Here is a 20,789-nt window from a genome sequence, read left to right on the forward strand (position 1 = left end):
ACGATTTACATTTCCCATCCGAAACGTTTCGGATCAATAGTTACTCCACCTGATCGCGTCTTATCAGCGCAAATCTTTGTTTGGAGCAGCGACTATATGGAAAACCAGATTGTTCATTTAACCGGCGGGAATACCAGCCTGATCGTGCGTTGCATGCCTTACGCCGAAATTCTTTACTGGGGAAACCGCCTCAGCCAGTTTTCAGCGAATGACATTATTTCGCTGAGCCGCGCGGTGCCCAATGGCCGGATTGATGTCGAAGCGCCGGTGAATGTCAGTGCCGACTCAGGGCGCGGTTCATTCGGCACACCGGGCATGGAAGGCCATCGCGACGGGCTGGACTGGTCGCCGGTATTCAATACCACGCAGGTAAAGCATGATGAAAACCAGCTCACCATTACCACCGAAGACCCGATCGCCGGACTGCAATTTCGCAGCGAGTTACGCCTCGATGACATCGGCGTTTTACAGGCACGTAACAGCCTGACCAACCTCAAACCCGGCACGTATCAGGTGACGCGACTGGCCGTGACGCTGCCGCTGCCGGAACGTGCCGCCGAAGTGATGGCCTTTCATGGCCGCTGGATCAAAGAATTCCAGCCGCACCGCACACGGCTGGATCACGGCGGCATCATTCAGGAAAACCGTCGCGGCAAAACCTCTTCCGAATATTTTCCGGCGATGATGATCGGTCATCCGGGTTTCAGCGAAGAACAGGGCGAAGTCTGGGGAATGCATCTGGGGTGGAGCGGCAACCACAGGCTGCGCGCCGACATCAAAATCGACGGCCGCCGTCTGATGCAAGCCGAAGCGTTGTATCTCCCCGGTGAGCAACGACTCGGGCAAGGCGAAACTCTGGAAACGCCCTGGCTGTATGCTAGTTATTCCGCCAGCGGCCTGAACCGCATGAGTCAGCAATTCCACCAGTTTGTGCGTGAACAGATTTTGCGCTTCCCGGCTGAGAAACCGCGTCCGGTACATCTCAATACCTGGGAAGGGATTTATTTCGATCACGATCCTGACTACATCATGCAGATGGCGACCGAATCCGCCGCGTTAGGCGTGGAACGCTTCATTATCGACGACGGCTGGTTCCGTGGCCGCGACCATGACCGCGCCGCACTCGGTGACTGGTATCTCGACGAGAAGAAATACCCGAACGGCCTGAAACCGGTGATCGACCATGTAAAAAAACTCGGTATGGAATTTGGCATCTGGGTCGAGCCGGAAATGATTAACCCGGATTCCGATTTATACCGCGCCCACCCTGACTGGCTGCTGGCGTTGCCGGGCTATCAGCAACCGAGCGGACGTCACCAGTTCGTGCTCGATCTGAACAATCCGCAGGTCTTTGATTATCTGCTGGAACGCATGAGCTGGCTGCTTGGCGAGCACGACGTCGATTATGTGAAATGGGACATGAACCGTGAAATTGTCCAGCCCGGCCATGAAGGTCGCGCGGCACTGACGTCACAAACGCAGCAGTTTTACCGCCTGCTCGACGCGCTGGGCGAACGGTTCCCGCAGATTGAGTTTGAATCCTGCGCGTCCGGCGGGGGTCGCATTGACTTCGAGGTGCTCAAACGCAGCCACCGTTTCTGGACATCCGACAATAACGACGCGCTGGAGCGGCAGAAAATTCAGCGCGGCATGAGCTATTTCTTCCCGCCGGAAGTGATGGGGTCGCACATCGGCAACAAGCTGTGCCATGCCACCTCACGCCAGCACAGCATTGAATTTCGCGGCCTGACGGCGCTGTTCGGTCACATGGGGATTGAGCTGGATCCGGTGAAAGAAGGCGATACCGAACGCGCCGGTTTTGCGAAATACACCCGCCTTCATCAACAACTTCGCCCGTTATTACACAGCGGCGACGTTTACCGCGTGGATACACACGACGAGACGGTGCTGATCAATGGCGTGGTCAGTGAAAGCGCCGATCGCGCGGTATTCCTGGTCAGCCAACTGGCGATGCCCACCTGGTCGTTACCCGGTGTGTTGCGGGTGCCGGGGCTAAGATCTGATGCGCGTTATCGCGTGACGGTGCTGGATGAACCGCCATTGCTGGCGGGTGGCGGCAGCGGTCACACCATGCGCGTACAACCGGCGTGGCTGCATGAATCTCCGGTATTGAGCGGCGAATGGCTGGCAAATGCCGGGCTGGCACTGCCGGTGTTGGATCCGGAAAGTGCCCTGCTGCTGGGCTTCGAAGAAATCAGATAACAACAAAAAACGCCGGTACGACAGTGCCGGTTTTCATGGTTTCGGCAAGGAAATCACTATGAACTCTACACAAACCTCCGATCGTTGCTTCTACAAAAACAATACTAATTTCTGGATATTTGGCAGCTATTTCTTCCTGTATTTCTTCATCATGGCGACCTGTTATCCGTTTTTACCGATCTGGCTTTCTGACGTGATCGGCCTGAGTAAGACGGAAACCGGTATCGTGTTCTCCAGCATGTCGTTGTTTGCCATTCTGTTTCAGCCGATTTTCGGCATCATTTCAGACAAGCTCGGCCTGAAGAAGCATCTTCTGTGGGTCATCGCCGTACTGCTGTTCCTGTTTGCGCCGTTCTTCATTTACGTCTTCGCGCCGTTGTTAAAACTGAATATTGTGCTCGGTGCCATTCTCGGCGGCGCCTATATCGGTTTCGTGTTCGCGGGCGGTTCGGGCGCGACTGAGGCGTATATCGAAAGAGTGAGCCGCAACAGTTCGTTTGAATACGGTAAGGCGCGGATGTTCGGCTGTTTCGGCTGGGGGATTTGCGCCTCGACGGCGGGTGTGCTGTTTAATATCAACCCGGATATCGTGTTCTGGATGGGTTCCGGGGCCGCAATCATTTTGATGATTTTGCTGCTGATTGCCCGTCCACAGGAAAACAAAAACGCACAGGTTTTGGATAAACTCGGTGCCAATCAGCCGCAATTCTCGCTGAAAACGGCGGCTTTATTACTGAAAGAGCGCAAACTGTGGATGCTGATTTTGTATGTCATCGGCGTGGCCTGTGTGTATGACGTGTTCGATCAGCAGTTCGCGACGTTCTTCAAAACTTTCTTCGCGTCGCCACAGCAGGGCACGGAAATGTTCGGCTACGTCACCACCGCCGGTGAGTTGTGTAACGCACTGATTATGTTCTGTTCTCCGTGGATCATTAACCGCATCGGCGCGAAAAACACCTTGCTGCTGGCAGGCACGATTATGTCGATCCGCATTGTCGGTTCGTCATTTGCCACCACGGCGGTTGAAGTGATTTTGCTGAAGATGCTGCACGCGCTGGAAGTACCGTTCCTGCTGGTTGGCGTGTTCAAATACATCACGCAGATTTTTGATGTCCGGTTCTCGGCGACCATTTATCTGATCGGGTTTAACTTTGCCAAACAACTGGCGGCGATTTTCCTTTCGGCCTTCGCGGGCAGTTTGTATGACCGTATCGGATTCAGTGATACTTATCTGATCCTCGGCGGTATTGCCTTTGGCGTGACGATCATTTCCGCGTTTACCCTGAGCAGCAGGCCGAAGCCTGAAGCGGTTTCCGGGGTGCAAACGGCAGAAGGTTTGCGCTGACTTGCGGATGCAGTCTTTCAGCACTCTGTGCTAGTCTCCGTGGGATGAGCAAGAAGGGAGAAAGGCTGTGAGCAAAAAACAGGAACCGGGCGCTGCGGTTCGCGCCACGATACGTGACGTCGCCAGTGCCGCCAAAACCGGTAAAACCAGCGTTTCACGTTATCTCAACGGTGAACAACACCTGCTGTCCGATTCGCTGAAAGAGCGCATCGGACGGGCTATCTCCCTGCTCGATTATCAGCCCAGCCAGATGGCACGTAGCCTGAAAAGCGGGCAAACGCGGCTAATCGGGCTGATCCTCGCTGATATCACCAACCCGTATTCTGTCGATGTGATGCGTGGCGTTGAAGCCGCCTGCCGTCAGGAAGGGTTGACGCTGCTGGTGTGTAACACCAATAACGAGCTGGATCAGGAAAAGCATTACCTGCAATTACTCAGCAGTTATCGCGTCGATGGCATTGTGGTGAATGCCGTGGGTATGCGCGAGGCGGCGATTTCTACGCTGCAACAGGCCAATTTACCCATGGTGCTGATTGACCGTAAAGTGGCGAATTTCGCCTGCGACGTGATCGGACTTAACAACGTGGAAGCCACTCAGATGATGACCGGTCATCTTCTGGAGCAGGGGTTCGAAGCCCTGCTTTTCATCAGCGAACCCGCCAATATAAATACCCGCTTTGACCGCTTACACGCCTTTCTGAAATGCATGCAGCAATCTCCGCAGTATATTGCCGAACAGGGTGAAATTGAGCTGAGTAATACCGAAGGGCTGGATAATCTGCTGAAGGACTTTGTGGCACGGCACGCGGATAAACACAAAGCGGTGATGTGTGTGAACGGTGCACTGACGCTACAGGTTGCACGCGCTATGCAGCGGCTGAATCTGCGCTGGGGGCCGGACATCGGTTTATCCGGCTTTGACGAACTGGTGTGGGCAGAACTGGCGGGCGTCGGCATTACGACGCTGAAGCAGCCGACTTACGACATGGGCGTGGCGGCGCTCAGACAACTGGTGACCCGCATTCAGGGCAATACTGAGCCGGTTAAAGACCTGGAGTTTTCCGGCGAACTCATTGCGCGCGGTTCTACAGCAGCGCGCTGATCCCTCTTCTTCCCCCTGAACCTGCCCGTTCTTCGTGAGCGGGATCATATTTTTGCGCTTTTGTCCTGTCGATTGGAACCGGTTCCAATTAGGTTGTATAAAACGAAACAAAACGTTAACAACGGCTCGACCTGTCATTTGTTCCACTAAAATAAGGTTTCGGAAATGATTGCCTGCGCCAGATTACAGGGCGCTTTCACAGGATAAGTATTCATGAAAAGAGAAATCGTCATTGTTACCGCAGCCTACGGCAACAGCGTGGTAAAAGCCCGCGGCGGCCAGGCGGAGCTGCTTTCAGTGATTGCTGATGCTAAGGCCGACGGTGTGGAAATTCGTCGCGAATTGTTCACTGCCGGAGAACTGGATTCGTTGCCAGCGCTGGCAGAAAAAATTAAAAGTCATGGATTGTTTGCGGTGTATTCCGTGCCGTTTCCGCTGTTTTCAGCCGGTGGCAAGCTTAATTCTGATGCATCACAATATTTTGAAGAGGCGCGCATTCTCAATGCCCGCACCATTAAGTTTTCTCTCGGCGAATTTATGCCGGGCCAGGATCTGACCCCGCTGAAGGTTGTGCTGGCGTCAAGCCCGGTGAAGCTGGTGGTTGAGAATGACCAGTCGCCGGATTGCGGCATTCTTTCACGCATTAACGCTTTTATGTTTGCTGCTGAGTCGCTGCATCTGCCGTTAAGCATGACGTTCGACATGGCCAACTGGCTGTGGGTCGGACAGGATCCGGCCGTGGCCGCTGAGCGTCTGGCGCGTCATGTGGGTTATGTGCATGTCAAAGCTGCACAAAAACGTAGCGGAAAATGGCATGCCGTCGCGCTCGATGACAGCGATGGCAGTTGGGAACCTTTATTGAAAAGCCTGCCTCAGGATGTGCCACGCGGTATCGAATTCCCGCTTGAGGGTGATGATCTGACCGCGGTGACGCGCCATTACGTAGAACTGTTACGTCAGTAAGCGCCGTCGGGACCGTGCTGATGCACTATCAGGAGAAACAGTTATGAACCAGTCCAGGATCGCCACCCGCCGCTGGTGGTACATCATGCCGATCGTGTTCATCACTTACAGTCTGGCGTATGTCGACCGCTCGAACTTCAGTTTTGCCTCAGCGGCCGGTATCAACAACGATTTGGGCATTACCAAAGGGATGTCGTCCCTGTTGGGTGCACTGTTTTTTTTGGGCTATTTCTTCTTCCAGATCCCCGGCACGATTTACGCCGAACGCCGCAGTGTTAAGAAACTGATTTTCTGGTGTTTATTGCTTTGGGGGGGATTCGCCTCTTTAACCGGCGTGGTAACCAACATTCCGATGCTGGCAGTGATCCGCTTCGCCCTCGGCGTGGTGGAAGCTGCCGTGATGCCCGCCATGCTGGTGTATATCAGCAACTGGTTCACCAAATCCGAGCGTTCCCGTGCTAACACCTTTCTGATCCTCGGCAATCCGGTGACAGTGTTGTGGATGTCGGTGCTTTCCGGCTATCTGATCAAATCCTTTGGCTGGCGCGAGATGTTTATCTTCGAAGGCATTCCGGCGGTGATCTGGGCGGTTATCTGGTGGTTTACCGTCAAAGATAAACCTGAACAAGTCAGCTGGCTGAGCGACCAGGAGAAACAGGCGCTGGCCGCACAACTGGAAAAAGAGCAGAAAGACATTCAGGCGGTGGGCGGTTACCGGGAAGCCTTCCGCTCGCGCAATGTGGTGCTGCTTTGCCTGCAATATTTCTTCTGGAGCATTGGCGTGTATGGCTTTGTGCTCTGGCTGCCGTCGATTTTGCGCGACGGCAAATCAATGGGCATGGTCGAAGCGGGCTGGTTATCTTCCGCCCCTTATCTGGCCGCCACTATCGCCATGATCCTGGTGTCCTGGGCATCGGACAAAATGCAAAACCGTAAGTTGTTTGTCTGGCCGTTATTGCTGGTGGCCGCGCTGGCGTTCTTTGGTTCATGGGCCGCTGGCACAAACAATTTCTGGCTTTCGTACAGTTTACTGGTGGTTGCGGCTGCGGCAATGTATGCCCCGTACGGGGCGTTCTTCGCCATTATTCCTGAAATGCTGCCCAAAAATGTGTCCGGTGGCGCGATGGCTTTGATTAACAGCCTCGGCGCACTGGGCTCATTCTTTGGCTCCTGGTTTGTCGGCTATCTCAACGGCAATACGGGCAGTCCGGCAGCCTCATTTATTTTCATGGCCGTGTCGTTACTGGTTTCCGCAGGTTTAACCCTGCTGGTGAGACCGCGAAAGGCCAACATTCAGCCGAAAGAAGTTTCCTTAACCCAAGGGAGTAAGTCATGAAGCCGTCTATCGTTTTATATAAAAAATTACCCGCCGACCTGCATCAGCGTCTTGAAGAGCATTTCACCATCACTGAATTTGATGGCATTACGGATAAGAACCGTGCTCAGGTGTTTGATGCGCTGCAAAACGCCGAAGGGTTACTGGGTTCCGGCGGGAAAATTGATAAAGAACTTTTCGACCATGCACCGCGCCTGCGTGCGGTTTCTACCATTTCCGTCGGTTATGATAATTTCGATGTGGCAGAACTGACCCGCCGCGAAATCCCGATGATGCATACTCCGACGGCGCTGACCGATACCGTCGCTGACACGGTGATGGCACTGGTGCTCTCTACCGCCCGCCGCGTGGTAAATGTGGCCGAGCGCGTAAAAGCCGGTGAATGGAATGAAAACATTGGCGAAGACTGGTTCGGCATTGATGTTCACCATAAAACCATGGGCATCGTCGGCATGGGCCGTATCGGTCTGGCGCTGGCGCAACGTGCGCATTTCGGTTTCGACATGCCGATTTTGTACAATGCACGCAGCCAGCATAAAGAAGCGGAAGAGAAGTTTGGCGCGCGTAAATGCGAGCTGGATGAGCTGCTGAAAGAGTCTGATTTCGTCTGTATCTTGCTGCCAATGACCGAACAAACCTTCCATCTGATCGGTAAGGAAGAGCTGGCGAAGATGAAATCCAGCGCGATTTTGATCAGCGCAGGTCGTGGCCCGGTTATCGATGAACCAGCCCTGATCGAAGCGCTGAAAGYCGGTACGATTTATGGTGCTGGTATGGACGTGTTCGAGACTGAGCCGCTGCCAAAAGATTCTCCGCTGCTGAGCCTGCCAAACGTGGTGGCGCTGCCACATATCGGTTCCGCAACGCATGAAACCCGCTACGATATGGCGGCCTGCGCAGTGGATAACCTGATCGCCGCACTCAAGGGTGACGTGAAACAGTTCTGCGTGAACCCGGAAGTTCTGAAGAAGTAAGATAAAGAATGGGCGAGACCGGTCCGGGCGCAATCCTGCGGCCGGTCTCCCGATTATTTTCGAAGGGTCAGAGGTATTTCATTAATATCTCTCTGATTTTCCCGTCAGCTTTTCTTGCATATATTTCCTTGTTAAACGCATGAAGACTGCTTTTCAGCGCCAGCGTCGGGGCATCGTCGGGTGCCAGAAGCTTAAAGGAAAGGCTGCCAGTAAAGGCTTTTCTTCCGGCGACCATCGACTTAAATTTGTTGAGCAATTCTTCGCCCCCCAGTTCACGGGCACGGGTCTTCAATCCTTTAATAAGAGGGTCTTTCCAGGTTTGCTTGTCGTAATAAGGTAACCGCTTTTTCAGTGACAAATAATCGGAAAGGCTTTGATCGCCCGACATCATGCCAGTCTTGCTGATACTGGTCAGATTTTTAAACGTCGTGCCGGGAATGGTTTGGGTAATAACGATATGTACTTTTTTCTTTCCCGTACCGCGGGAGAAGCCGTGGCACTGGAATATATTTTCGTCTTGCATGGTTGAATAGTGACATTCAGAAAACAAATCATTATAAATTGACCCTGATAAGGAACCTTTGAGGTTTTTCAGTAATCGTTCAATACTCCCTTTTTCCCTGCACACCAGGACATAAGCTGAATTATTCAGCAAGCCACTGTCTTCTATCAATGAATTAATAATAAAAATCTGAGCACAGGTTGTCACGGTATCAGAACTTAAATAGGCAAGATATAAGCTACAATTTTCCGGCATCGATAAGTTATAACCGTCCAGTAATTTAATGATTTCCTGTTTTGCTGATTTTTGTATATTGATAACTTCCTGCTCAGGCATGGGTAAATAACCCATCGATTTCTTAGCGAATCCAAGGCTCTGGACAATGATGTTTTCGAAGCACAGACTCAACAGGGCAGCTTTATAATCACGATCAGATGAAGCCGCACCTCGGGTGACATCCATTTCATCAATGAGAATAACGGTGTTGCATGTGATTATGTCCAGCTGATAGAAAAAATCAGCCAGCACTGTCGATAATACATCGGGAGACAGGAGACTGTAGGGCGTCACAATAATTACCGGGTCATCATAATCCAATTTTTTACCCGGACTGAACACTTCCTTTCCCTGCATATTAATATGTCTTGTTTTGGCATTCACCGTAATTAATGCCCCCTCAGCCTGGGTGCTCCGCGCGATGTCTTTTATTTTCTTTCCCAGCGCATGGTCTCCTCCGCCTGCCGTGAAAATATTCAGTATAAGTATGCTTCTTTTCATTTTATCAACCTGATATATATATTCTTAAACATAATTATGCCAAGAAAGAAAAAATATCATAAGCCGTTTTTTATTACTCTGTCATTAAGCATAAAGGGTTCCGTTCAGGGATATTCGAAAAATACATTGAATGATTTTCCGTATTCATCTTTTTTAATACTTCTCCACGCCAAAACCCGCTGGTCCGATTGCACTGCCTTGCTGCAGGCGTTATGGTGGGTATCACATTTCGATAACATACAAAGCTTTCTATGACGTTTTCTGCTTTCGGTGACAAATTTACCCGTTTTTCAGGCATCACACGCCTGATGGGCGACATGAATGACGGTTTACGCACGCCTGGCGCGGTGATGCTCGGCGGCGGTAATCCGGCGCAAATTCCTGAGATGCAGGATTATTTCCAGACGCTGCTGACGGAAATGCTCGCCGCAGGCAAGCTGACCGAAGCGCTGTGCAATTACGACGGGCCGCAGGGCAAAGATGTGTTACGTCATGCGCTGGCAGACATGTTACAGAAAGAACTCGGCTGGCAACTTGACGCGCAAAACATCGCACTGACCAACGGCAGCCAGAGCGCCTTCTTCTATTTGTTCAACCTGTTCGCCGGACGCCGTGCCGACGGTAGTATGTCAAAAGTATTATTCCCGCTGGCACCGGAATATCTCGGTTATGCCGATGCCGGTCTGGACGAAAATCTGTTTGTTTCAGCCAAGCCGAACATCGAATTACTGCCGGAAGGCCAGTTCAAATATCACGTCGATTTCGATCATCTGAATATCACCGATGATATCGGCCTGATCTGCGTGTCACGCCCGACCAACCCGACCGGCAACGTCATTACTGACGAAGAACTGATCCGACTCGATGCGCTGGCACAGCAGAAAGATATTCCGTTATTAATCGATAACGCCTATGGCGTGCCGTTCCCGGGCATCGTATTCACTGACGCCACACCGCTGTGGAATCCGAATATTATCCTGTGCATGAGCTTGTCGAAACTCGGCCTGCCGGGTTCCCGCTGTGGCATCGTGATTGCTGATGAAAAAATCATCAAAGCGATCAGTAATATGAACGGTATTATCAGTCTGTCGCCGGGCAGTGTCGGCCCTGCGATTGCCCATGAAATGATTGTCCGTGGCGATTTGCTGCGCCTTTCCGAAGAAGTGATCAAACCGTTCTATTTCCAGCGCGTGCAGGAAACTATCGCCACGCTGCGCCGTTATCTGCCGGAAGAACGTTGCCTGATCCACAAACCGGAAGGGGCGATTTTCCTGTGGCTGTGGTTCAAGGATTTACCGATCACCACCGAAGTGCTGTATCAGCGCCTGAAACAACGTGGGGTACTTATGGTGCCGGGCGATTACTTCTTCCCGGGTCTCGAGCATCCGTGGCCACATACGCATCAGTGCATGCGGATGAATTACGTGCCTGATGCGGAACAGATCGAGCGCGGCGTGAAAATTCTGGCAGAAGAAGTAGAAAAAGCCCACGCTGAAGGCTGATTTTTCACCATAAAGTGACCAGAAGGAATGATATTCTTTCGGGTCACTTTATCAATCTAAGGACCCTTACTCATGAGTAGAAAACAATCTTATTCTCAATGACATCATAAAGTTATTTATATCTCCCTCAACGCATCCAGATACACATTCATTCAAAAAAATCAATTCATTTTATATATAGATATACATCACTTTATATTTTTTACAGTTAAACAAAAAAAATAACATTATTTATCAAAGAAATAAAAACCCAGTCAAGAGTTTGAGTATTTTACATAATCAATTAAATGGGAATTTTATTATCACTGGCGTATTTTTATGCAATATGTATTTTTTGATTTAAAAAATAGGTGAGAAAATGATTAACAGATTACGTCAATATATTAATAAAACAAACGGTACATACAGTTTTTTTAATCAGGTGACGTACATACAGCAAAACAAATGGGTAGCTAACAACCCCCGAAATCTTGGTGGAGCATGGTTAGGAAGTCATATAGATTCAGAAAGTAAACAAATTCAGTACGGATTACGTGGAGCCTGTTATGGCCTCTCTGCGGCATATTTAATTACTGGTAGAGATTGGAGTAGTTTCAAATGTTTCATCAATACCTCTGCATCGCATCGATTGATATTAGGAATAATGAATATTCAGGAACAGAACTCTGCGTTGGCATATAAACAAGCTAAATTAAAAGCACAAAAAAGTTTATTTGATAATTTTCACCGCAAAGGGCATTCCCCCAACGTAAACTACATGCGTACTCAAGACGCATACCATCTGATAATGAAGAATGAGGGGAGGTTGATCTGCTTAAAAACGTCAACTCTGCCGCAGGCCAGTACTACCGCTGCAAGAATCGAAGGGCTGGTAAAATCGTTAAGGCAAGACAGCTTATATGAAATAGGTATTTATAAGGGTTGCAAGGGAGGCCATTCCATCGCTATCAGAACAGATGGGAACATGATTAAACTCTTTGATGCAAATATAGGTGAAATATCTTACGACTACAACACAAAACAGATCATGCATTTTGTGGAAGCACTTTGTATAGTATTTGATGGGTGTTACAAGAACTACAACCGAATCACAGTAGACGAATATTATCGTTAAGTTACATCACTCTAAATACATGCTTACCTCATCACTAAGAGCTTCAATTACGGAAAACGCTTTGAAAGACTTGAACAAAATAAATACACCTCGTTTTACTTACTGATTAAGATAATATATACCTCATCACATCCTGCTTTATGTTCCCCCGCATCGGGGGAACATAAACAGATCACGTTTATTCGGACTGATTTTCCAGCGCCGGTTTTTCAGTACCAATCGCAATTTTTTGCGGTTGCAATGCTTCCGGTACATCACGAACCAGATTGATATGCAGCAAGCCATGCGTAAATTCAGCCGCCGAGACGTGCATATGCTCTGCCAGCGTGAAGCTCAGGGTGAAAGGCTTAATCACCAGCCCCTGATGCAAATATTCCACTTTAGTTTCCGGCTGAGCCGGTGTGCCGCTAACCGTTAATCGCGGCCCTTCGACTTCAATATTCAGTTCGCTTTGCTGGAAACCGGCCAGCGCCAGTGAAATGCGGTAATGGTTGTCATCAGACTTTTCAATATTGTAAGGAGGAAAAGCCTGATCGGCGCCTTGCATTGAACTGGCTAATTTATCGAAACCAATCCACTGACGCAGTAATGGGGAAATATCATAATTACGCATAATGTAACTCCTTCTTTGAAGCGAGATGATTAATGTCGTCATCCTTTTTGGATGTGACAGTACAGCTCCCTGACGGCGAGCCTAAACTTTTTCATTTCGTGGCGGTCAACAACGATGATGGTCGCTGAATTAACGGATCTCGATACGCCGTGGTTTGGACGACTCAGGAACGACGCGTCCCAGATCGATATACAGCAAACCGTTCGACAAATTGGCCGCTTTTATCTGAATATGTTCAGCCAGCTGGAATTTGCGCTCGAAATTACGTTCCGCGATGCCCTGATATAAATAGGTTCGCTCAGTATCGCCAGGTGCATGCGCGCCTTTGACCAGCAGCATGTTGTCATGCGCAGTGATGTCCAGCTCAGATTCGGCAAAACCTGCGACCGCGATAGCAATCCGGTAATGATTTTCGTCAACCAACTCGACATTATAAGGGGGGTAGCCGCCGCCCTGATTCTGACCCGATTCGATAAGATTAAATAAACGGTCAAAACCAATGGCAGAACGGTAGAGCGGGGATAAATCAAAATTACGCATTGCTACTTCTCCTGATATTCAGCGAGTTTTTTAAATAGCCTTCCAGGCGGACAGACCAGCGTCACAGTGATGACAGAAGAACCCTTCCGGCGTTTCTCCTCCTGCGTCGTACAGTTAAAATGGAGACAAAAGGGCATATTTCAAGCCTGAAAAAACAAAAAATTTGGCTGTTGTTTATATGATGACAGCCAAAATACATGGCGGGACAGGGCTAAAATCCAGGGAGAGCAGGCGAATTCCTGCAAGATTTCAAATAGTAATTACACTTAATGGGATCGCAGCCACAGAGCTACAGCTTGCTTTGTTAATTTTTTGGGCTGAGTGGTATAAGTCACATTGACGTATAAGCTCAGCCTGACAGCATAAGATGAGTTCTAACATGACGAAATTTGCATTAACGCCGCTGATGACAGGATGTGTTTTTTTAGCGACGAGCGGTTGCTCCAGCGTAATGAGCCATACAGGTGGTGACACCGGATATTATTCAGGCGCACGTGCTGATGTGAATATGATAAAAAGCAATGACACCAGTTGGGCGATGACGCCGCTGCTGTTGATTGATTTGCCGTTCAGCGCCGTGCTGGATACGGTATTGCTGCCTTATGATTATTTTCGCAGCGGAAAAGTGACGACGCGCGATCGCGTCAAAGCCAGTGAAGAACACAATATTGCGCTGAGTAACGGTGTGGATATCGATCACATCCCGCCCATGACGACCACGCCGCGTCAGCAAAAATCGTCGACACATAAGAAGTAGTCACAATAAAACCGGCCTGTTCCGACCGGTTTACATCGTTCGCTAATCGCTATCGGCCACGCAAATCTGCGCATAGCCGTTACACTGGCGCATAAACGCCACTTTGCTGCCATCGGGAGAATACACTACGGCATCGGCACAGGGTGCGTTTTCTGATCGTTGCGTTAACCGCTGCATCTTTCCGCTTTCCATGTCCAGCCGCATCACGCTGTTATCGCATACCAGCGCCAGTGATTTTCCGTCCTGGCTCCAGCTGAAGGCTGATTGAATTCCGCTTTCAGAATGGCTGATTTGCGCCGGCGCGCCGCCGTTAGGTGACACCGTCCAGACCTGAACCACTCCGGTTTCATCTTGCATCAGAAACGCAATCTTTGCGCCATCCGGCGATACGCGCAACCAGTGACGCGGTTGCAGGGCAATACCATTTTCAGTAAAAGTAATCCGTCTCTGTTTCACGCCCGCGGGTGACGCAGGCAGCATTTCCGGCGTGCCCTGCAAAGGTTTATCACCCGCCTGACGGTAATCCTCATCATTGCGCGGCAAATCCACCACAAAGATTTCCGGGTGCTTTTCACCACGAGCGGAAAGCGTGTCGCCGATAAAAGCCAACGCCCACCGCTGACGGCTGCCATCCGGTTTCAGATAGCCTTCACGGCCAATCCAGCCTTCTTCGTAAGCCCGGTTGATTTCATCGCTGCCGGGGTGAGGACAGGGCGTGGTTTCGCTGACCAGCATGCTGAAATGGCTTCCATCGTATTCACGGGGATGATGCTTTGGCGGAATAACGGGATATCCTGAAATCGCCACGCCGACGTTGCGCAGATCGAGCGCCGGATCGCGTTCATGAAACACATGGTCGTTATAGGTAAAGCTCAGACGCGAACCATCCGGGCTGAAGACGTGAACATGTGTGCCACCGCGCAGGGCTCCGGCGGTAAAGGGGGCGGTAATGTCCATCGCATCCAGCGTGACGGCCTTTTCGCGCGCGGGCTCAGTGACAATAACTCCGCGACGGTGATGAAAATCATACTGCCAGCTGGCATCAGGATTTTCAGGGCCATGAATAAACGCATAACGGACAGGAAGATCCGGGCTGACGGTCACCACTCCCACATGCGCGCCGTCTTTTGCCTGATAAAGGACTTCCGTCTCACCGGTTTCGACATTCACGCGCTCAATGGTTGAACCGCTAAAAGAACCGCCATGCGGACGGACGTCATACACCAGCCACTGGCTGTCCGGCGTCCAGACATTAATGTTGGTGAGCTGATGCCCGCGGGCATCAGAAGTTAATTGTTTTTCCATGGCTGCAAGGTTCCTTCGGTACAAGCTCAGACGTTCAGAACAAATTTCTCGACCGCAAACGCCACGCCGTCTTCCGTGTTTGTTTTGGTAACGAACTGGCTGACGGCTTTTACGCTGTCCAGCGCATTCCCCATCGCGACACCAATTCCGGCGTATTCCAGCATCGCAATGTCGTTCTCCTGATCACCGAGCGTCATCACGCTCTCCCGCGCGATACCCAGTTTTTCCGCCAGTACTTTCACGCCTTCACCTTTATTCACGCGCTTATCGAGGATCTCGAGGAAATACGGTGAGCTTTTCATTATGGTGTAGCGTTCTTTTGCTTCAGCAGGAAGCTGACTGATGGCGCGATCCAGCAAGTCCGGATCGTCAATCATCATGACTTTCGGGAAGGTCAGTGCCGGATCCATTTCCTCTGCCGGGCAGAACTGCAACGGAATGCCGGTGGTGAAGGATTCATGTACGCTGTATTTGCTGATATGGCGGTTGGCGGTAAACAGGTCGGTTTGGGTCAGTGCATGGAAATGCACACCAAGGTCACGCGCCAGCTGTTCAAAGTAGTGATAATCTTCAATTTTGAGGGCTACTTCGGCAATTACGCTGCCATCTTTCGCATTGTGCACAAGCGCGCCATTGTTGGTGATGCAGTAACAACCGTCCTGCTGTAAATCCAGTTCCATCAGATAACGCTGCACACCGACGAACGGACGGCCGGTCGCCAGAACGATTTGCACACCTTTCGCCCGTGCTTCTGACAACGCTTTTTTAACGGCAGGGGTCACTTCATGCTGCGGATTGAGCAATGTCCCGTCCATATCAATTGCAATTAATTCAATAGCCATAGCATCCTCAGAGTTTAAGAAATCTTGCGCAATGCTAACGCGATTACCCGCTGTAAAGCCAGCCGGAATGCGGGTCGCGTCAGACGAAAAAAAAAGTCCGAAGCGGTTTCCCGTTTCGGACTCTTTATCAGCTCACGCCATTATCAGATATCGATATTGGCCGCTTTCAGGGCATTCTCTTCGATGAAGGCGCGACGCGGTTCAACCGCATCGCCCATCAGCGTAGTGAACAACTGGTCAGCAGCGATGGCATCTTTCACGGTCACACGTAACATGCGACGTTGTTCAGGATCCATGGTGGTTTCCCACAGCTGATCAGGGTTCATTTCGCCCAGACCTTTGTATCGCTGAATCGACAGACCACGACGGGACTCTTTCACCAGCCATTCCAGCGCCTGCTCGAAGCTGGTCACTGGCTGACGGCGTTCGCCACGTTCGATGAAGGCATCTTCTTCGATCAGGCCGCGCAGCTGTTCGCCCAGCGCACAGATTTTGCGGTATTCGCCACCCTGAATGAAGTCTGCATCGAGATCGTAATCCGTATCAACACCGTGTGTACGGATACGCAGAACCGGTTCGAAAAGCTGATGTTCACGGTTTTCACGCACGATCGCGCTGTAAGAACTGCCGTGCTGCTCTTTCTCATTGAGACGCGCAACCAGCGATTCTATCCAGGTCTGAACTTTCGCCTGATCGGTCAGATCTGACCCCGGCAGGGTCGGCTGATAGATCAGGTTATTCAGCAGCGCACGCGGATAACGACGCTCCATGCGGCCAATCATTTTCTGCACGCTGTGATGTTCAGCCACCAGTTTCTCCAGCGGTTCACCCGCCAGGGCTGGTGCATGGGCGTTGGCGTGTAACGTTGCCCCGTCCATCGCAATGGAAATCTGATACTGATCCATCGCTTCATCATCTTTAATGTACTGTTCCTGCTTACCTTTTTTGACTTTGTACAATGGAGGCTGTGCGATAAACACGTGGCCACGCTCGACAATTTCAGGCATCTGACGGTAGAAGAACGTCAGCAACAGGGTACGGATGTGTGAACCATCGACGTCGGCATCGGTCATGATGATGATGCTGTGATAGCGCAGTTTGTCCGGGTTGTACTCGTCACGGCCAATGCCGCAACCGAGCGCAGTAATCAGTGTTGCCACTTCCTGAGAAGAGAGCATTTTGTCGAAGCGCGCTTTTTCTACGTTGAGGATTTTACCTTTCAACGGCAGAATCGCCTGGTTCTTACGGTTACGGCCTTGTTTTGCTGAGCCGCCCGCTGAGTCCCCTTCCACTAAGTACAGTTCGGAATGAGCCGGGTCACGTTCCTGACAGTCCGCCAGTTTGCCTGGCAAGCCAGCCAGGTCCAGCGCACCTTTACGGCGGGTCATTTCACGGGCTTTACGGGCTGCTTCACGGGCGCGCGCAGCGTCGATGATTTTCCCCACAACGATTTTGGCGTCTGACGGATTTTCCATCAGGTAATCCACCAGCTTCTCGTTCATCAGCGTTTCAACGGCCGTTTTCACTTCAGAAGAAACCAGTTTGTCTTTGGTTTGTGAAGAGAACTTAGGATCCGGTACCTTCACAGACACCACAGCAATCAAACCTTCACGGGCATCGTCACCGGTGGCGCTGATTTTGGATTTCTTGCTGTAACCTTCTTTATCCATGTAAGCGTTCAGGGTACGGGTCATCGCCGAACGGAAACCGGCTAAGTGAGTCCCGCCATCGCGCTGTGGAATATTGTTGGTGAAGCAGTAAATGTTTTCCTGGAAACCATCATTCCACTGCAACGCAACCTCAACACCAATATCGTCCTTCATCGTAGAGAAATAGAATACGGTCGGATGGATTGGGGTTTTGTTTTTGTTCAGGTATTCCACGAAGGCTTTGATACCGCCTTCATAATGGAAGTGATCATTCTTACCATCACGTTTATCCAGCAGACGGATTGCCACGCCGGAGTTCAGGAATGACAGTTCACGCAGGCGTTTCGCCAGAATCTCATACTCGAATTCTGTGTGATTGGTGAAGGTGTTGAAGCTCGGCCAGAAACGTACCGTGGTACCGGTTACGTCAGTATCGCCAATCACTTTCAGCGGATCCTGCGGCTCGCCGTGCACGTAAGTCTGAGTGTGCACTTTGCCTTCACGGCGGATAACCAGTTCCAGTTTTTCCGACAAGGCATTTACGACGGAAACACCTACGCCATGCAGACCGCCGGAGACTTTATACGAGTTATCGTCGAATTTACCACCAGCATGAAGAACGGTCATAATGACCTGAGCAGCAGAAACGCCCTCTTCTTCATGAATGCCGGTCGGAATACCACGGCCATCATCCTGTACGGAAACAGAGTTATCCGCATGGATCGTGACCTGAATCTCTTTACAGTGGCCCGCGAGGGCTTCGTCGATAGCGTTGTCCACAACCTCGAATACCATGTGGTGCAGACCAGTGCCGTCATCGGTATCGCCGATATACATGCCGGGGCGCTTACGCACCGCGTCCAGCCCTTTTAATACCTTGATACTTGAGGAGTCATAAGAATTCGACATCAACGTTTCTCGCTCATTTTTAGTCCTGTGATAGAACGGCTATTTTACCTTGTTCCACGCGGAACATCTTGCCCTTTTCACCCATCATATCGGTCACTTGCTCAGCGCTTATTGCACTGACAAAAACCTGTGCCTGGGTGGCTTTCAGGCGATCAGCCAGCAACCGACGTCGGTCGGCGTCCAGCTCAGAGGCAAAATCGTCAAGAAGATACAGGCAACGCCGCCCGCTCTGTCGGGTGAGAAACTCACCCTGCGCCAGTCTCAGCGCACACATCAGTAACTTCAACTGCCCACGGGACAGTAAATCTTCCACCGGCGTGCCGTCGGCACGAATGCGGAAATCCGCTTTATGCGGGCCTGATGCGGTATAGGTTAAGGCTCTGTCGCGTTCAAAATTATGCTCCAGCAACTCGCCGTACTCCGTCTCCTTATCCCATCCACGCTGGAAAGAAAAACTGAGGGCGAATTCGGGCAGGAATTGCGCGCAGGTCGCGCTGATATCAGCCGCGATCGCGTCGCTGTAAGCTGCCCGCCATTCGCTAATGCGCCCGGCTAACGGGATCAGTTCCTGATCCCAGGCACGAATTTGCGCATAACGACTCACCTGTCGCAGCGCGGCGTTGCGCTGCTTGAGTAACCGTCGCAGGTTGCTCCAGGCGATAAAAAAACCGGGGTCGTGATGAAAACAACCCCAGTCAATAAATGCCCGCCGGTACTTCGGCCCGCCGTTGAGCAGGGTGAAGCCTTCGGGTGTGATCAGTTGCATCGGCAGCATCTGTGCCAGTTCAGACACTTTGTGGCCATCACTGCCATCAATGCGTACTTTACTGTCGCCCTGACGGCTTTTGCTCAGACCAATCGACAATTCACGATCACCGCCGTCATCCACACGCGCATGGAGAACAAACTCCGGCTGATCGTGACGAATCACGCGTCCGGCCTGCAAACTGCGAAAAGCGCGGCCATGCCCCAGCGTATAGACCGCTTCGAGCACACTGGTTTTACCGCTACCATTGGGACCGACCAGAAAGTTAAAACCGGGCGACGGATCTAAATCTGCCGCCTCGATGTTGCGGAAATCTTTTATCAGTAAGCGCGTTAAGGCCATCTACTATCCATTCCAGGGCATCATCGTCGCAGTCAGTTTGCGTGCAGCTACAGTAAGCGGAGCATACTCAGGTGCGTGGGCATTGCGAACACTGCCCGATCGCAAAATGACAAGTCAGATAGCCCGATTACAGCCGCATTGGCATAACGACATACGCTGCCGACTGACTGGCTGCGTCTTCAATCTGCACGCTGGAAACAGAGTCCGTCAGCAACAGATTAACGTCTTCGCACTTGAGTGCATTGAGCACATCCAGTACGTAACTGACGTTGAAACCGATTTCCATTTCAGTGCCTTCGTAACCGACATCCAGAATTTCTTCTGCCTCTTCCTGTTCCGGGTTATTCGCGGTGATTTTCAGCTGGTTATGGCTGACATACAAACGTACGCCACGGAATTTTTCGTTGGACAGGATCGCGGCACGGGCAAACGCCTGCTTGAGCAAATCGCAGCCTGCCTGCAGCGTTTTGTCCGGATTTTTCGGCAATACGCGGCGATAGTCAGGGAAACGACCGTCAACCAGTTTAGAGGTAAAGATGAAGTCGCCGACGTGAGCACGGATATTGTTGCTGCCGATTTGCAGCTGCAATGTGGTGTCACCGCCATCAAGCAGACGCACCAGTTCCATCACGCCTTTACGCGGCACGATCACCGAATGCGACGGCAGAGACTGGCCGATTGGCATAGAACATACGGCCAGACGGTGACCGTCGGTCGCGACAGTACGCAGTTCTTCACCTTCGGTTTCGAACAGCATACCGTTTAAATAATAACGAACGTCCTGATGGGCCATAGAAAACTGCGTGGCTTCGATCAGACGTTTCAACGTGGCCTGCGGCAGGGTGAATTCTACTTCGCTTTGCCAGTCGTCGAGATTAGGGAAATCTGTCGCCGGTAAGGTCGACAGCGAGAAACGGCTGCGGCCTGATTTTACCAGCATGCGGTCGCCGTCGAGCGCGACGGAAATTTCCGCGCCTTCCGGCAATCCACGGCAGATATCAAAGAATTTACGCGCCGGCACCGTGGTGGCACCCGCTTCATGTGGCTGAGACAGCGCGACTTTCGCCACCATCTCCATTTCCAAATCCGTCCCGGTCAGCGACAGCGCGCCATCCGTCACCTGTAATAACAGGTTACCCAGAATAGGCAACGTTGGTCGTCCACCCAGCGGACTACTGACCTGTTGCAGTGGTTTCAGCAAATGCTCACGTTCAACAATAAATTTCAT

The 20,789-nt window shown here is 51.2% G+C and carries 17 protein-coding genes; 9 read left to right on the plus strand and 8 right to left on the minus strand.

Going from position 1 to position 20,789, the window contains the following annotated elements:
- The first annotated feature begins 96 nt into the window (after window positions 1-96).
- From AC1DUO_RS05440 to ghrB, 6 genes are all read left to right on the plus strand, one after another.
- Window positions 97-2,223: an alpha-galactosidase gene (locus tag AC1DUO_RS05440; RefSeq protein WP_119261060.1), complete on the plus strand. Its 2,127-nt coding sequence runs from the start codon at window positions 97-99 to the stop codon at window positions 2,221-2,223.
- A 58-nt stretch (window positions 2,224-2,281) separates the two neighbouring features.
- On the plus strand, window positions 2,282-3,568 hold the full coding sequence (locus AC1DUO_RS05445; protein ID WP_013573369.1) for an MFS transporter: 1,287 nt from the start codon (window positions 2,282-2,284) through the stop codon (window positions 3,566-3,568).
- A 67-nt stretch (window positions 3,569-3,635) separates the two neighbouring features.
- On the plus strand, window positions 3,636-4,670 hold the full coding sequence (locus AC1DUO_RS05450; protein ID WP_037033868.1) for a LacI family DNA-binding transcriptional regulator: 1,035 nt from the start codon (window positions 3,636-3,638) through the stop codon (window positions 4,668-4,670).
- 213 nt (window positions 4,671-4,883) lie between these two features.
- Window positions 4,884-5,633 carry a sugar phosphate isomerase/epimerase family protein gene (locus tag AC1DUO_RS05455; RefSeq protein WP_037033869.1) on the plus strand — a complete coding sequence of 250 codons (750 nt, stop codon included), beginning with the start codon at window positions 4,884-4,886 and terminating at the stop codon, window positions 5,631-5,633.
- A 43-nt stretch (window positions 5,634-5,676) separates the two neighbouring features.
- Window positions 5,677-6,969: an MFS transporter gene (locus AC1DUO_RS05460; protein WP_119261059.1), complete on the plus strand. Its 1,293-nt coding sequence runs from the start codon at window positions 5,677-5,679 to the stop codon at window positions 6,967-6,969.
- A complete protein-coding gene (ghrB, locus tag AC1DUO_RS05465; RefSeq protein WP_477986710.1) occupies window positions 6,966-7,943 on the plus strand; it encodes a glyoxylate/hydroxypyruvate reductase GhrB in 978 nt (325 codons plus the stop codon). Before AC1DUO_RS05460 ends, ghrB begins: the two co-directional genes overlap by 4 nt.
- 67 nt (window positions 7,944-8,010) lie before the next feature.
- Here ghrB and AC1DUO_RS05470 read toward each other — a convergent pair whose 3' ends face one another.
- Entirely contained in the window at window positions 8,011-9,222 is a 1,212-nt protein-coding gene (locus tag AC1DUO_RS05470) for a hypothetical protein (RefSeq protein ID WP_119261058.1), read from the minus strand.
- Window positions 9,223-9,473: 251 nt separating this feature from the next.
- Here AC1DUO_RS05470 and AC1DUO_RS05475 point away from each other — a divergent pair, with 251 nt between their 5' ends.
- Window positions 9,474-10,724 (plus strand): valine--pyruvate transaminase, encoded by a 1,251-nt coding sequence (locus AC1DUO_RS05475; protein ID WP_119261057.1) that lies wholly within the window; start codon window positions 9,474-9,476, stop codon window positions 10,722-10,724.
- A gap of 358 nt (window positions 10,725-11,082) precedes the next feature.
- On the plus strand, window positions 11,083-11,838 hold the full coding sequence (locus tag AC1DUO_RS05480) for a YopT-type cysteine protease domain-containing protein (protein WP_119261056.1): 756 nt from the start codon (window positions 11,083-11,085) through the stop codon (window positions 11,836-11,838).
- Window positions 11,839-12,016: 178 nt separating this feature from the next.
- On the opposite strand, the gene ibpB is transcribed toward AC1DUO_RS05480, so the two are convergent.
- Both ibpB and ibpA read right to left on the minus strand, forming a co-directional pair.
- Window positions 12,017-12,451 carry a small heat shock chaperone IbpB gene (ibpB, locus tag AC1DUO_RS05485; protein WP_112152005.1) on the minus strand — a complete coding sequence of 145 codons (435 nt, stop codon included), beginning with the start codon at window positions 12,449-12,451 and terminating at the stop codon, window positions 12,017-12,019.
- 129 nt (window positions 12,452-12,580) lie between these two features.
- Entirely contained in the window at window positions 12,581-12,991 is a 411-nt protein-coding gene (gene ibpA, locus AC1DUO_RS05490) for a small heat shock chaperone IbpA (RefSeq protein ID WP_477986713.1), read from the minus strand.
- Window positions 12,992-13,370: 379 nt separating this feature from the next.
- Here ibpA and AC1DUO_RS05495 point away from each other — a divergent pair, with 379 nt between their 5' ends.
- Window positions 13,371-13,748: a YceK/YidQ family lipoprotein gene (locus tag AC1DUO_RS05495; RefSeq protein WP_119261055.1), complete on the plus strand. Its 378-nt coding sequence runs from the start codon at window positions 13,371-13,373 to the stop codon at window positions 13,746-13,748.
- Between the two features lie 42 nt (window positions 13,749-13,790).
- Here the strand turns inward: AC1DUO_RS05495 and AC1DUO_RS05500 are convergent, their stop codons facing one another.
- From AC1DUO_RS05500 to dnaN, 5 genes are all read right to left on the minus strand, one after another.
- Window positions 13,791-15,053, minus strand: coding sequence for a YidR family protein (locus AC1DUO_RS05500; protein WP_119261054.1), 1,263 nt, complete (start codon window positions 15,051-15,053; stop codon window positions 13,791-13,793).
- Window positions 15,054-15,079: 26 nt separating this feature from the next.
- Window positions 15,080-15,895: a sugar-phosphatase gene (gene yidA / locus AC1DUO_RS05505; RefSeq protein WP_119261053.1), complete on the minus strand. Its 816-nt coding sequence runs from the start codon at window positions 15,893-15,895 to the stop codon at window positions 15,080-15,082.
- Window positions 15,896-16,038: 143 nt separating this feature from the next.
- On the minus strand, window positions 16,039-18,453 hold the full coding sequence (gyrB, locus tag AC1DUO_RS05510) for a DNA topoisomerase (ATP-hydrolyzing) subunit B (RefSeq protein WP_013573355.1): 2,415 nt from the start codon (window positions 18,451-18,453) through the stop codon (window positions 16,039-16,041).
- A 19-nt stretch (window positions 18,454-18,472) separates the two neighbouring features.
- Window positions 18,473-19,561: a DNA replication/repair protein RecF gene (gene recF, locus AC1DUO_RS05515; RefSeq protein WP_119261051.1), complete on the minus strand. Its 1,089-nt coding sequence runs from the start codon at window positions 19,559-19,561 to the stop codon at window positions 18,473-18,475.
- A 127-nt stretch (window positions 19,562-19,688) separates the two neighbouring features.
- Window positions 19,689-20,789: a DNA polymerase III subunit beta gene (gene dnaN / locus AC1DUO_RS05520; RefSeq protein ID WP_013573353.1), complete on the minus strand. Its 1,101-nt coding sequence runs from the start codon at window positions 20,787-20,789 to the stop codon at window positions 19,689-19,691.

The sequence above is a fragment of the Rahnella sp. P4_A8 genome, from assembly GCF_056402435.1.

Excerpts from the sequence above, each read along its gene's own strand:
- AC1DUO_RS05440 (WP_119261060.1), top strand. The coding sequence starts at position 97 with ATGGAAAACCAGATTGTTCATTTAACCGGCGGGAATACCAGCCTGATC.
- AC1DUO_RS05445 (WP_013573369.1), top strand. The coding sequence starts at position 2,282 with ATGAACTCTACACAAACCTCCGATCGTTGCTTCTACAAAAACAATACT.
- AC1DUO_RS05455 (WP_037033869.1), top strand. The coding sequence starts at position 4,884 with ATGAAAAGAGAAATCGTCATTGTTACCGCAGCCTACGGCAACAGCGTG.
- AC1DUO_RS05460 (WP_119261059.1), top strand. The coding sequence starts at position 5,677 with ATGAACCAGTCCAGGATCGCCACCCGCCGCTGGTGGTACATCATGCCG.
- AC1DUO_RS05470 (WP_119261058.1), bottom strand. The coding sequence starts at position 9,222 with ATGAAAAGAAGCATACTTATACTGAATATTTTCACGGCAGGCGGAGGA.
- AC1DUO_RS05475 (WP_119261057.1), top strand. The coding sequence starts at position 9,474 with ATGACGTTTTCTGCTTTCGGTGACAAATTTACCCGTTTTTCAGGCATC.
- AC1DUO_RS05480 (WP_119261056.1), top strand. The coding sequence starts at position 11,083 with ATGATTAACAGATTACGTCAATATATTAATAAAACAAACGGTACATAC.
- ibpB (WP_112152005.1), bottom strand. The coding sequence starts at position 12,451 with ATGCGTAATTATGATATTTCCCCATTACTGCGTCAGTGGATTGGTTTC.
- ibpA (WP_477986713.1), bottom strand. The coding sequence starts at position 12,991 with ATGCGTAATTTTGATTTATCCCCGCTCTACCGTTCTGCCATTGGTTTT.
- AC1DUO_RS05495 (WP_119261055.1), top strand. The coding sequence starts at position 13,371 with ATGACGAAATTTGCATTAACGCCGCTGATGACAGGATGTGTTTTTTTA.
- AC1DUO_RS05500 (WP_119261054.1), bottom strand. The coding sequence starts at position 15,053 with ATGGAAAAACAATTAACTTCTGATGCCCGCGGGCATCAGCTCACCAAC.
- yidA (WP_119261053.1), bottom strand. The coding sequence starts at position 15,895 with ATGGCTATTGAATTAATTGCAATTGATATGGACGGGACATTGCTCAAT.
- gyrB (WP_013573355.1), bottom strand. The coding sequence starts at position 18,453 with ATGTCGAATTCTTATGACTCCTCAAGTATCAAGGTATTAAAAGGGCTG.
- recF (WP_119261051.1), bottom strand. The coding sequence starts at position 19,561 with ATGGCCTTAACGCGCTTACTGATAAAAGATTTCCGCAACATCGAGGCG.
- dnaN (WP_013573353.1), bottom strand. The coding sequence starts at position 20,789 with ATGAAATTTATTGTTGAACGTGAGCATTTGCTGAAACCACTGCAACAG.